Origin of the sequence: Devosia sp. (genome assembly GCF_965229025.1) — a bacterium.
Taxonomy (GTDB): Bacteria; Pseudomonadota; Alphaproteobacteria; order Rhizobiales; family Devosiaceae; genus Devosia_A.
The window spans coordinates 1,757,240-1,769,558 of sequence record NZ_OZ245853.1; the positions used below are offsets into that span (position 1 = coordinate 1,757,240).

11 protein-coding genes are annotated in these 12,319 nt (G+C 58.1%); 7 read left to right on the plus strand and 4 right to left on the minus strand.

The features are described from left to right. Genes ACO06J_RS08730 through ACO06J_RS08740 form a run of 3 tightly spaced genes read left to right on the plus strand, consistent with a single transcriptional unit; the run spans position 1 to position 2,904 of the window. The gene (locus ACO06J_RS08730) at positions 1-981 is read left to right on the plus strand and encodes an ABC transporter permease (RefSeq protein WP_421760310.1); all 981 of its coding nucleotides are present in this window, start codon (positions 1-3) and stop codon (positions 979-981) included. Continuing rightward, entirely contained in the window at positions 974-1,942 is a 969-nt protein-coding gene (locus ACO06J_RS08735) for an ABC transporter ATP-binding protein (RefSeq protein ID WP_421760311.1), read from the plus strand. The genes ACO06J_RS08730 and ACO06J_RS08735 overlap by 8 nt, the downstream gene beginning before the upstream one ends. Beyond that, positions 1,924-2,904, plus strand: a complete 981-nt coding sequence (locus tag ACO06J_RS08740; protein WP_421760312.1) for an ABC transporter ATP-binding protein — start codon at positions 1,924-1,926, stop codon at positions 2,902-2,904. Before ACO06J_RS08735 ends, ACO06J_RS08740 begins: the two co-directional genes overlap by 19 nt. A 1,045-nt stretch (positions 2,905-3,949) precedes the next feature. On the opposite strand, the gene ACO06J_RS08745 is transcribed toward ACO06J_RS08740, so the two are convergent. Genes ACO06J_RS08745 through ACO06J_RS08760 form a run of 4 tightly spaced genes read right to left on the minus strand, consistent with a single transcriptional unit; the run spans position 3,950 to position 7,554 of the window. Continuing rightward, positions 3,950-4,669, minus strand: a complete 720-nt coding sequence (locus tag ACO06J_RS08745) for a hypothetical protein (protein ID WP_421760313.1) — start codon at positions 4,667-4,669, stop codon at positions 3,950-3,952. Continuing rightward, positions 4,666-5,421, minus strand: coding sequence for a hypothetical protein (locus ACO06J_RS08750; RefSeq protein WP_421760314.1), 756 nt, complete (start codon positions 5,419-5,421; stop codon positions 4,666-4,668). Before ACO06J_RS08750 ends, ACO06J_RS08745 begins: the two co-directional genes overlap by 4 nt. Then, complete coding sequence (locus tag ACO06J_RS08755; protein WP_421760315.1) at positions 5,414-7,258, minus strand: hypothetical protein; 1,845 nt, start codon at positions 7,256-7,258, stop codon at positions 5,414-5,416. Before ACO06J_RS08755 ends, ACO06J_RS08750 begins: the two co-directional genes overlap by 8 nt. After that, positions 7,255-7,554 (minus strand): hypothetical protein, encoded by a 300-nt coding sequence (locus ACO06J_RS08760; protein WP_421760316.1) that lies wholly within the window; start codon positions 7,552-7,554, stop codon positions 7,255-7,257. Before ACO06J_RS08760 ends, ACO06J_RS08755 begins: the two co-directional genes overlap by 4 nt. A gap of 196 nt (positions 7,555-7,750) precedes the next feature. On the opposite strand from ACO06J_RS08760, the gene dcm reads away from it, so the two are divergent. From dcm to ACO06J_RS08780, 4 genes are all read left to right on the plus strand, one after another. Next, positions 7,751-8,980, plus strand: coding sequence for a DNA (cytosine-5-)-methyltransferase (gene dcm, locus ACO06J_RS08765; protein WP_421760317.1), 1,230 nt, complete (start codon positions 7,751-7,753; stop codon positions 8,978-8,980). Next, positions 8,973-9,428, plus strand: a complete 456-nt coding sequence (locus ACO06J_RS08770) for a very short patch repair endonuclease (RefSeq protein WP_421760318.1) — start codon at positions 8,973-8,975, stop codon at positions 9,426-9,428. The genes dcm and ACO06J_RS08770 overlap by 8 nt, the downstream gene beginning before the upstream one ends. Beyond that, a complete protein-coding gene (locus ACO06J_RS08775) occupies positions 9,425-10,789 on the plus strand; it encodes a type II restriction endonuclease (RefSeq protein ID WP_421760319.1) in 1,365 nt (454 codons plus the stop codon). The genes ACO06J_RS08770 and ACO06J_RS08775 overlap by 4 nt, the downstream gene beginning before the upstream one ends. Positions 10,790-11,929: 1,140 nt before the next feature. After that, positions 11,930-12,226 carry a hypothetical protein gene (locus ACO06J_RS08780; RefSeq protein WP_421760320.1) on the plus strand — a complete coding sequence of 99 codons (297 nt, stop codon included), beginning with the start codon at positions 11,930-11,932 and terminating at the stop codon, positions 12,224-12,226. The last annotated feature ends 93 nt before the right edge of the window (positions 12,227-12,319 follow it).

A 12,319-nucleotide genomic window follows, 5' to 3' on the forward strand; every position in this document is an offset into this window, starting at 1 on the left:
ATGAGCACCGCAAGGGCTCCGGAACCCGCTGCATTGATGGCTGAGCTTGGCATCCACGTCAAACCCAGCCTGATCAGCCGCTGGCCAGCGCCGCTGCAGACATTTGTGACCAATCGTAAGGGCCTGTTCGGCCTGGCGATCCTGCTGATCTTCGTCGTGCTGGCGGCACTCGCGCCGCTGATCACGCCGTACGATCCCTACAGGCGCTCGGGCAAGCCGCACATCCAGCCTGGCGTGGAGCACTTTCTGGGCACGTCGCGACAGGGCAAGGATGTGTTCAGCCAGTTGCTGGAGGGCGGACGCACCAGCCTCACGGTGGGATTTGTTGCGGGCATCAGCGCAACGCTGATCGGGCTCGCGGTGGGGATATCGGCGGGCTACTTCGGCGGCAAGGCCGATGAGATCCTGACGTTTTTCGTCAACGTGTCTCTGGTGTTGCCAGCGCTACCGCTGATCATTGTGTTTGCCTCGTTCATCGAGGAGGCGTCGCCGACGATAATCGGCCTCGTCCTCGCCTTTACCGGGTGGGGCTGGAGTGCCCGCACCATTCGCACGCAGACGCTGGCGCTGAAGAACCGCGAGTTCGTGCTGGCGGCCGAGCTGATGGGCGAGAGCAAGTGGCGGATTATTCTGATGGAGCTCCTGCCCAACATGAGCTCGTTCGTGGTCGGCGGCTTCGTGCTGGCGACAATCTACGGCATCCTCGCGGAAGCCGGGCTGGAGTTCATCGGGCTTGGGAGCCCCAACTCCGTGACGTGGGGCACGATGCTCTACTGGGCGATGCGGGCGCAGGCTTTGCAGACCGGCGCGTGGTACGAGATCTGGCCACCGGCGATCGCCATCATGATCACCGGCGCGGCGCTGGTGCTGATCAACTTCGCAGTGGACGAAATCACCAGCCCGCAGCTGCGAGCAGCACGCCGCGCCGGACCGATGCGCCGCTTCCTCCGGCGCCGTGGCAGGAGTGTGGACGTTGTCTGATCCCGCACTGGTAGAAGTTCGTGACCTAACAGTCGACTATGTCGGCGACAATAGCGTAGCGCGCGCCGTCAACGGCATCAGCTTTGACATCAAAGCGGGTGAAGCGTTCGGTCTGGCCGGAGAAAGCGGCTGCGGCAAATCCACCGTCGCCTTTGCTCTGGCGCGCCTGACGCGGATGCCGGGGCTGGTGACCGGTGGAGAGGTCCGCTTCAACGGCGAGAACGTGCTGGCCTTCAGCAAGGACCGCCTCCGCCGCTATCGTTGGGGCGAGGTGAGCTTTGTGTTCCAGAGCGCCATGAACGCGCTGAACCCGGTGATCCCGGTGTCCGAGCAGATCGAGGACGGCATCGTCGCCCACCGCCCGCATCTCGGCCGCGAGGCTGTCAGGGCTCGCGCAGCGGAAATGTTCGAGTTGGTCGGCATTAGCCCACGACGGCTCGACGACTATCCGCACCAGTTCTCGGGTGGCATGCGGCAACGCATCTGCATCGCCATGGCGCTAGCGCTGGAACCGAAGCTGATCATCATGGACGAGCCGACCACCGCGCTCGACGTGGTGGTGCAACGCGACATCATCGAACAGATCTGCGATCTCAAGGCGCGGTTTGGCTTTTCGGTGCTGTTCATCACCCACGACCTCGGGCTGATGATCGAATTCTGCGACCGCATCGGGGTGATGTATGCTGGCGAACTGGTGGAGGTGGCGCCGGCCAGTTCCATCCTCACCGCGCCGCAACACCCTTATACTCGGGCGCTTGGGCGCTCGTTTCCGCCATTGACCGGACCGCGGGTGCGGCTCGAAGGGATTGAAGGGACGCCGCCGAGCCTTTCCGCGCTGCCCGGGGGCTGCAGGTTCTCGCCGCGCTGCGGGGAGGCAATACCGATCTGCATGACGCGGGTGCCCCTGCTCCAGCCCACGCCAGTCACGGGAGGGCAAGCGGCATGTCATCTGCTGAAGTGAGCGCCGTGCTCGAGATGCGCGCCGTGGACATGGAGTTCCAACTCGGCGGGCTGGTCGGCAAACGCACGACGTTGCGCGCGCTGTCGGGCGTATCGCTGCGGCTGGAGGCAGGACGAGCGCTAGCGCTGGTGGGCGAATCCGGTTCGGGCAAGAGCACCTGCGCGCGGCTGTTGTCGCGGGTCTATTCGCCCGCTGCGGGCCAGGTGCTGTTTCGCGATGGCGACGTGGCGCCCCTCAGGGGCAAGTCGCTGGATGCCTATCGGGCGCAGGTGCAGATGATCTTCCAGGATCCGTTCGGCTCGCTCAACCCGACGCAATCGATCGCCTATCATCTTGAGCGGCCCCTAAAAATCCACCGGCACGGGCTCTCCAGCAAGGAAGTACGCGAGGCCAGCGAAGCGCTACTCTTGCAGGTCGGGCTGGTGCCCGCGGCGGAGTTCCTCAAACGTCGGCCACATGAGCTTTCGGGTGGGCAGCGGCAGCGCGTGGCGATTGCAAGGGCGCTGTCAGTAGAGCCGTCGGTGCTGCTCGCGGACGAGCCGACCTCGATGCTGGATGTGTCGGTGCGGCTGGGGATCCTCAACCTGCTCGAGGATTTGAAGCAGCAGCGGAAGGTCGCGAGCCTCTACATCACGCATGATATCGCGACGGCGCGTTACTTCGCGGAAGACACGGCGGTAATGTATGCCGGGCATGTGGTCGAACAAGGACCAAGCGAGGCGATCACCGCCAACCCCCTGCACCCCTACACGCAGTTGCTGATCGAGTCCGTGCCCAACCCGAAGAACAAGATCACCGGCTCAAGTGCCCGCCGTGCAACGGATATTCCGCTGTGGACCGCTGAGAGCCGGGGCTGCCCCTTTGCCTCGCGCTGTCCCCGGGTCACCGACATCTGCCGCGAGACCATGCCCGAGGCCACGGTGGTGGGCGATGGACACACGGCGCGGTGCCATCACCTCTAGCGCCCGCTTAGTGCTTGCGCACGGGGCCCGAAGAGCGTAGGGGTCCGCCTGCCGGTTCGAGACCTCGCCGTCTCGAATTGGTTAGGCCCAGCGGGAGTCCACCTCCTTGCTGGGCCTTTCATTTTTTTGGTGGGCGAGCCAGATCACCCACGCGGACCACGCCGCGATTCCTTGGAGCCGCTGAGGCGGATGTTCAGCAGCTCGGTGGTGACCGAAAACTCGGTGCCACACTGCATCAGACTCAACTCAATGCCACCACCGGGATCTTGGTTGATCCAATTCTAGCCGTTAAATCAATAGTTTATGCGCTACAGGCATTGTTTCACGACGCGTCGACCCTCTCGCGAAGAGGCAGGGGCGGTGGTGGGTCGAAGCTGTGGATGGAGTGGCGGAGAGGATGGGAATAGTACATAGTCTATAAGTATATGTTTTTGTTAGCTATTTGTTCCTACTGTTTGGTTTCTACCAACAAATGCACCAACACTCTCGTTCTCCTCGTGTCGGAACTGCCTTGCCAATGCGGGGGGCTCGAGTTGAAGGAGCAAAGACGACGAGCAGCCGCTGATTGCACCAAGCTATCACCGCCAAATTCTCATACCCCCCACCCCCATGTTCTTTTGCAAGGCAGGAGGCCTTTCGCTGGCCCCACCCCCCTCCTTCGCGCTCCATGACCTGCTGAAGAAATGTGAAGTTGACGCGAAATGGTTGCAAGAAACTTTGGGCCTGATTTGGCAAATGCGCGCCATCGCGCCCATCGCAAGGGACTAGGAAGCCGTCAAATCAAACTACACGTCCTTTGGGTCTGCCGAATGGTCGCGAAGCTTCCATGTCTTGTCCGAGGGGGCCTGCTCAACGACGCCCTCAGCTTCCATTATCGCGAGCAGCGTTCGGGATATATGTCCCTCATGTCCAACGTGCCCGGAGTAGATCCCGAGAGAGCGTCCTATCACGGCATTGGTCAGCCCGCTTGGTGACTGGCTGAGCAGAAGCCAGATTGCAGACTTGAGCTGGGCCATTGCCTGCTGAGCTATTGAATATGGTTCACTCATTGCGCCGCCCTGCTCTCAAGAAACTGCGAGAACTCAGCCGGCAGCAGCTCAAGGATTCGTTCTGATGAAAGATCTGTCATGTCCCAGGTAACGTCGAGTTGTTTCCGAACCGCGGCTAGCCGGCGGCTGGTACCGGGCAGCTTCTTAGAGGAAACACCGCGTTTCACCCGTGCCGCCTTCTCATCGTAGTAGAGTGCACGGCAGGCACGCTGAAAATTCAGCGTAAACATGTCCTGCTGACTGGTCAGTTGCTCACGGATCTCCGGGCCGATGTATGGCTTTCCGCAAATCATATGATCAGCATCGTCACCGAACGCCGCGTAGAGCAGCACGGGCATTCGCACGAGGTGTCTTTGGGCAACGTCGTATTCATTCGGAGGACTGGGATACCAGCGATAATAGGCCTTGAACTCCCGAACAGCTTTCGTCAAAGGGAAAATGACGTCAATCATAACAAAGGTCAGCCACGCCCAAAGACCTGTATTAGAAGCACTTTCTTGCGGATCGAGTTTGTCGAAGGCGGCACACACAGCGACTGCCATCTCCTTGGCGGTCTTGAAGTCTTTGACCTCGAAAGAGCGGGTGCCCGCTACCGGAGTTGCGTGTAGCGGATTGGCGATCTCCAGAACTTCCTCCGCAATCTGACGCGTCATCACGAGTTCGTAGAGCCGTAGACCTTCGGACGTAAGTTGATAGAGCGATCGGTATGTTGTCATGGCTGGGCCTTCTCTCCAGTAGTCGCGAGATTTTGCAGTACGTTGCCTGACAGGTTGTGACGAGCGGCAAAGGCGCCCACCAGTTCATCGATCCAAGCTTTTTGTTCTTGTGCAGATCCCTTGTACGGGGGCACGCCGCCGGGCATGAAATCATCGGCCCATTTCATCCAGTCGGATTCCCAGCCGGATTCCGGCGGCTCGTCGGAATCGAGGATCACGCCCATGAGCTCGGCTATCACCGCCGGCAGAACGCAGGCAGCGAAGATCGGGTCCGTTTTGGCCCACAGGGCCGCGTCAGGGATCTTCTCATCGATGTAGAGAACCGGCTTGTCCTGATCACGAATGTCTAGCTTCCATAGACGCGGCGCGATCGCGGCGGGCTGGAAGAGAAGAATTCCATCTGGATCGCCTGCCGATGAAAGTGTCCAAGTGTTAGTGCTTCCAAGGAGCAAACCGTCCTTGTCCTTGGACCGGTCCACGATGCGTACCTGACACGATGGCGCGCGGAACGTACCACTGTCGACATCACAAACAGTGACCGGGCGACCCACGGTCCCGAAGCGGAGAATCCGGACCAGCTTGTTCTCAGAAATCTTGACGCGGATTTCGGAGTCTACCTGAAAACTCTTCAGTGCAGCCAGGTCCGCCACGGCCAGTGTCCCGACCTGCCGGCCGTTCACTTCCGAGAACCGGAATTCGAACGCCGACTGGGCAAGTTGCTTTCGCCCGGTCAGCCGGATGGTCTTACGCATTGCGGAACCCTTTCACGTTAGTGATGAGTTCGCGTCGCGCATCAAAGCCCCGAATTTCCATCTGGAAGTCGGAGCCACAATCGCGAACGATCAAGACATTCTTGGTAATAGTGGTTTTGCCGGCAGCGCCCTGCTGCTCGGTTGGCAGCTTGTTCAGGTCAAAGTCAAACTCGCTCCAAGCCGGGCTGCGCGAACCATCAGAGTAAGCAACCTGAGCCCAAAGGTTGGCAGGCCAGTTGGCCTGTTCCTTGTTCGCACGAACGCGAAATCCGTCGGGAAGTTCATCGACGATGAAAATGGTCGGTTGCTTCGGCACAACCGGCGGGGTTGGAGGAGGTGGCGGATTGCCCTTTGGCCCCTTGACGCCACCTTGTCCCTTTTTGGTCACGCCATCTAGTTTCGGCAGCGAGAAAAAAGTGCTGAATACAGACGCATCGGGCTTTGTTGCATCGGGAAGGACCAGCGCCCGCAGTGTGTCCATGAGGTTGCGCACGAAACGTTTGATGGTAACATTGTCACCAAATCCGTTCTCGATGAGCTTTTCTCGGACCTCCTTATTCTCCATCAGGCCAAGGTGGGCCTTGCCCTCGCAGAAATTGAGATAGGAAACGATCTCGCCGTCATCTGACTGAATGGCAAGATCAACATCAGCAGAGTTTCGGGCAGACACCTCAGGAAGACACATACCCTCCCGGAAAAACAGGTCGGCCGGCCGACGCGCCATCGGGGTATGACCAATGGCAGCGTGCAGCCGCGAGGTTGTGGTCTTTCCATTGCGGGTGACAGGAATGTCGATTGCTAGGCAGAGTCGATCTGCCTGCTGGAAGTCGGCACGCAGCTTTTCGTGCGCCTCCTGCGTCAATGACTTTTCCAGGTTCATGCCGGCGACTGCGATCACCAGATGGGGGGGCTGACTCGAATGGCGGATTAGGGCCAACAACCGAACAGCATCTTCGCGCATCGGGCCTGGAGGAAACTCCGCGGCAACCCTCTGGGCCTGAACGTCGATGCTGGAGTGGTCGACAACCTGGCCGTTGACTTCAAGAGCCAGGCTTCCGGAAATGATCGCAGGGGCAAAGTGTGCGATTGCTGCTGCTATCAGACGATCGGGAGTAAGGCTCTGGTGCGGATACGGAACGATCAGTGAAAGGCCGCTCTTCCCCGAAGGTCTGTAGTCGGTGACCTTGAAACTTTCGATGAGCGCCTGCAAAAACTTTGGGTCGTCATAGAGCGGATAAATGCTGCCGGCCGGTGGCTTGGCAAGATAGGCGAAGCTGCTCTTGAAAGCCTCTCCTTCCATCACCGGTTTTAGAACACTCATGCCACACGCGGCAACACTGCCATCTGCGCGACGAGTGATGCCAATGACTGTGCTGATGCCGGACGCGATGAGGAACGTTACACGGCCGATACCGCGTCCGCCTCGCCCTGCCCCCGTCTTGTTTGATATGCCGAAGTTGAGCCAGTAGTTCCAGAAGTCGCTGATGCGACTGGTCAAGCTTCCCTTCAATCCGGACGTATTGCTGTCCTCGACGAGAAGCCACGACATGCGCCCCTCCGCCCATTCTTCGGGCCATGACAGACCGCAGCTATGCTTATGAGCTTGGAGATCCGCCAGAAACGCCGCGCGGGGGCCGAGTGGACCATCGAAGAAGCCAAAGCGGACATGCACCGGCTGTTTCTTGTCCGCGCGTGCATCGAGGCTATTCTGGATCGCCTCGCGCACAAACGTCTCTGCATGCGGAAACTTTTCCGAGTCATAGATCTCGGTATCGAGGCCATAGCTGACCGGCGTCGGACCCGTATCGGGCCACTGCCAGGCGTGCGCGCTGCTCATAGTCTGAATCCGCCCCCGCCACTCTCCCCGTCATTTGTGAACCGGCTCCTAGCCCCATCAATCGCTTTCTGTAGCGCCGCAAAAATCTTCTTCGCGTCAGCGTCAGTAAATTCGTAGGCCGCCTTGTTCGAAAGGTTGCCAATAAGCTGCAGGTCTTTCAAGGCCTTGCCAACGCGGGCCTCGGCTAGTTCCACAAACTTTTGTCTTTTATCACGCACAGATCTTCTCCTTGTTTGCAAGAATGTAGCTGTTTCCAGAAAGATTTTCAATATGGACACGATTCCAGCTTCATACATTTTGATAATGTATCGAAACCACCGTCTGACCTCTCTCCCTTCCGGCAAATCCGTGACGGTCTGAGGCGCCCAAAAATGAAATGGATGCCATTGAATTCGTTGTGGATTTTCAATTTTTAACTATTGTTCTTTCTTTGTTCTTATGACACAATGTCATAAATCGACCCAGCGAATCGTGCTGAGGAAAGGGTGGCCTATGACGTTGTTTTCAGACCTTCGGCTTCAAGCCGGCCTCACCATTAGGGAGGCAGCGCGCCAACTTGGCTACACGGAGCGCCAAGTTTACCGGTTTGAGGCGGGAGAGCAGGAGCCAAGAAAGAGTGTCCTTGATCTGCTTCGCATCATGGGACAGCCGCAACCTCCCTCTTCCAGCTTTACCTTTGTTGACCTCTTTGCCGGCATCGGCGGATTCCGCCGCGCGTTTGAGCCACTCGGGGGGCGTTGCGTCTTCACGTCAGAGTGGGACCGTTTTTCGCAAGAGACCTACCGCGCGAATTACCAGCTCGATCATGAACTCGCGGGCGATATCACGGCAATCGACGCGGCTGATATCCCCGCGCACGACGTTCTGCTCGCAGGCTTCCCCTGCCAACCCTTTAGTCTCGCCGGCGTATCAAAGAAGAACTCACTGGGCCGTGCGCACGGCTTTCAGTGCGACGTCCAGGGAACGCTGTTCTTCGATGTAGCCCGCATCATCCAGCATCACCGCCCCAAGGCGTTCCTTTTGGAGAACGTCAAGAACCTGAAGAGCCACGACAAGGGCCGCACGTTCGACATCATTATGAAGACCCTCAGGGAGGATCTTGGCTACCACGTCGAGACGCGGATCATAGATGCCCGCAGCTTCGTGCCCCAGCACCGCGAGCGCATCTTTATTGTCGGCTGGCGTGAGAAGAATGCGTTTGATTTTTCAAAGCTTGAGCTTCCCGATTCACGGCCAACGCTGGCCTCCATCCTTCATTCCGAGGACGGCAGCATCGAAGGTGATGAGCGTTATACATTCGGCCCAGAAGGCAAGGTGCATGAGCGCTATACGCTTTCAGATCACCTCTGGAGTTATCTCCAAGCTTATGCCGAGAAACACCGTAAGGCGGGAAACGGCTTTGGTTTTGGGCTCTTTGGAAAGGGCGATGTCGCACGTACCCTTTCCGCTCGCTATCACAAGGACGGCTCGGAAATCCTCATCGCTCAGCCGCTCAGAAATCCGCGCCGGCTCACGCCACGCGAGTGTGCGAAGCTGATGGGCTTTGAGAGTCAAGGTAGCGGGCCTTTCAACATCGTAGTCTCAGACACCCAAGCCTACCGGCAGTTCGGCAACGCGGTTGTTGTCCCCGTCGTCGAAGCTGTTGCAAAACACATGCTACCTTTCGTACTGGCGCCGGAAGTGCGCATCGTCGAAGAGGAGAAGGCCCACGAAATTGCCTGATGTCGTAGACCAGCTTACACGCAGCCGCATGATGTCCAGCATCAGGGCCGCGAACACGCAGCCCGAGCTGCAGATTCGAAAAGGACTTCATGCTCGCGGCTTTCGTTTTCGATTGCACGCGAAGGACATTCCAGGCAAACCGGACCTTATACTGCCACGCTGGCATACCGCGATCTTCGTCCATGGCTGCTTTTGGCACGGCCATGATTGCCACCTCTTCAAGATGCCTTCTACCAGACCAGAATTTTGGAGCGCCAAGATCGAGCGCAACCGAACCCGCGATGCAACGGTAAGAAGACAGCTCGATGCCGCAGGCTGGCGCGACCTAGTCATCTGGGAGTGCGCTCTCAAAGGAAAGACACGGCCTGCTTTTGGGGAGGTTGTGGACCGCACGGAAACCTTCCTGCGCGGCAACGCCGTGACTGGCGAGATCAGAGGCTACTTATGAGCCAGCAGAGCGAATTTGCGTTTGAGCAATCAGGCCCCGATGCGGACCTTCTTGTCGCCCTTATTGGTAAGGCTGACCTCGTCTTCGTTAAAAAGTTGTCGAACAACGATCGAGATTGGGCGCGCTTTGCCAACAAGCACCAAGCCGGTGTCTATATCCCGCACCGCGAGCGTGACAGTGGTTTCTTCCCCGAGCTCGCCGAGAAGCCCCTGAGGGACCCGGATGGCCATACTATCCGAGAGACATTCTTTCGAACCTTCTGGCCGCAGGTAAATGAGGTTCGCGAGACAAGGCTCGTCCACTACACGAGCAAGGGACAGGAGACCCATCTGACCCGCCTGCCTCAGGAAAACTTCAGCGATCTCCTTCCCGCTTCTTTCATTGTGATAGGACGCATCACAGGCAAGACCGGCCACGAGTATGAGTGCCTAACCATCGACTCAGGCAGCGACGAAGCGGAGCTGCTCGCCGAGAGTTTTAGTCTCGATCCCGAGTTTCTGGTGCAGGTCTTTGATCCTGCCGCCGTCCGCGGCGCTGAACGCGACAAGGTCTTCGACTTTGCCGATCAGGTCATCGCGGCCTGGCTCGATGGGAAAATCGCCTCTTTCGCCAGCGGCCATGCCGCGATGCCTACTACACTGCAGCTCGCGTTGAAGGCGCAAGGCGCTTGGCTCGAAAAGACCGGCCAACCAAATATGGATCCCTTCGCCCTGCACAATCCTGGCGATGTTCTGCGTGAGATCAGCCGCAGCATCGAATGGGAACTCTTTCGTGAATATCAACGCCGCGAACGCTCTGTCGAGCTGGTGCGTATTGTCTTTGGTGATACGCCTAACAATCTCAGCCCCTCCGAGATCATAAGAGCTCTCGTCGACGAGTTTCCGCGCGTTGATGCGCTCATGCTCTCCGCCAGCCAGCAACGCAAATCACGCGCCGGCTACTCCTACGAACATCACATCGAGGCAATGCTCCTCGGGGGCAACATCCCCTTCGAGAAGCAGGTGGTCATCGAGGCAAAGAAGCGGCCCGACTTCATCCTTCCCTCTCTCACCTTCTTGAGCAGCAAAAGCGATAGCGCCGCAACCGGCCTGATCCTGAGTGCCAAGACCACCCTACGCGAACGCTGGAAGCAGGTAGAGCGTGAGATGGGCGGCAAGCGCCGCCTTTTCCTCTCAACAGTAGATGAAAACATCGCCGGCAACGCTATCGAGGACATGGCAAGCCTCGGAGTTCACCTCGTTATCCCCGAGAGCCTGAAGAAATCAAAGCTCGCCGAGTACGAAGGCCACTGCAACGTGCTGGGCTTCCGGGAGTTCTGCGAGAGCCAGATCAAACCAAATCTAGTGTTCTGGCGCACATAAGTCTCCAAGCGGCGGCTTTGCTCTTGTGCGCGGCGGCCTGCCGCCGTCGCAGGTACTAGCAGTAGACGGTCTGCAGCGGTGGAAGGTCTAGCGGCAAGGGGCAGTCGCCAGGCGACCTTGGCGCGAAGGGAAATACAGGGTGGTGTCGACTAGTTCGCGCGATTTCGCTTTCGAAGTTCGACCGCCAGAGGGCGCATCCGGGATCAACTGCGCCATCACTTCCCATCGTGTCCGCCAGTCCGTCTGAGAAATGATCAGCACCTCAAACGGGAGGAGCGTCGCCAATAGTTATATCATCCAGCGTAATTGAACTCGGATAACAAGATATAATCTCCATAGTCTATAAATGTTATTATTACGTTTGAATCGTCATCATTCTTACCGTTACATATTATGTTTAGCGTTAACTTATCTTCGAGTTTTGTTTCAATGTATTCAACGTCTCCACTGCAAGGAGTAACCGACGAAAGGCCCGATACGACAGCAGCTAGCAAGGCTGGATCCGATCCGTAGCGACCGAAATCTAGTTTCGTATCTCCTGCCATCGCGGGAAAATGGACGATAGAAAAGCAACAAACTAATAGGACGCACAGCACACTCACCATATATCTGTTCATCGCTCGATCTTTCGAATTTATGTTTCACAAGTGAGAGTTGGTCGGTCCCCGTAGGGTGGTCCCAGTTTGACATTAGTCATAGCAAGCCTTTGGGCCAAGGTGGGCGTCGCCGCCACGGCCCCTCCGGTGGACGGGCCAAACGAGCGTCTCTACCAGGTTCATCATCCGGCATTCCAAATCGATCTAGGGCTGCAAAACCATAAGGCGCCGCCACAAGCGTGACGCTCGACATCGAAGATACGTCTCATTTGACGGACGCACTATGGTGATCGGGAAAGGTGACATTCAAAGACACCGTGCGAGGAAAGGTCGATGCAGTCCACCGCTATCAACAGCTGTCGCGCTCAATTGCCACCATGATGAGCGTCAGGAGGAAGGCGCACTTGGAATCACCGCAAAATGTGGTAATATAATACCGTTGAAACCCGGAAAAGGTTCGCCTATGGCCTCTTCACCGACAAAACGCACCGGCAACTACCGCGCCGGACCAGGCCGTCCGCCTGGTCGGAAGAACAACCGAACCTTGGAACTCGAAGCGGCCGCCGCCCAAGCAATCGCCGACTTGCCTGACGTCTTTGAAGGCGACGCCCACGCCTTCCTTTCGTCGATCTACAAGAACACGAAGCTTCCCCTCGAGATCCGCATTCTAGCGGCCGGCCGTGCACTGCGGGTGGAGAAGCCTGTGTTGTCAGCGGTGCAGGGTCGAGTCGATATCACCTTTGACTTTGCTGACCGGCTTGGTGCGGCGCGCAAGCGCGCAGAGCAGGCACGAGGTTTGCTAGAAATCGACGGGACTGCCAACCATCTGACGGACTCTTGAGATGCTGCCGGTTTGATGGACGATCAGAAAGGATACGAGTGTCCAGCGCGCTTTGTAGCGGCATGCTAAGAGGTTCACCACAAGAAGGAGCCT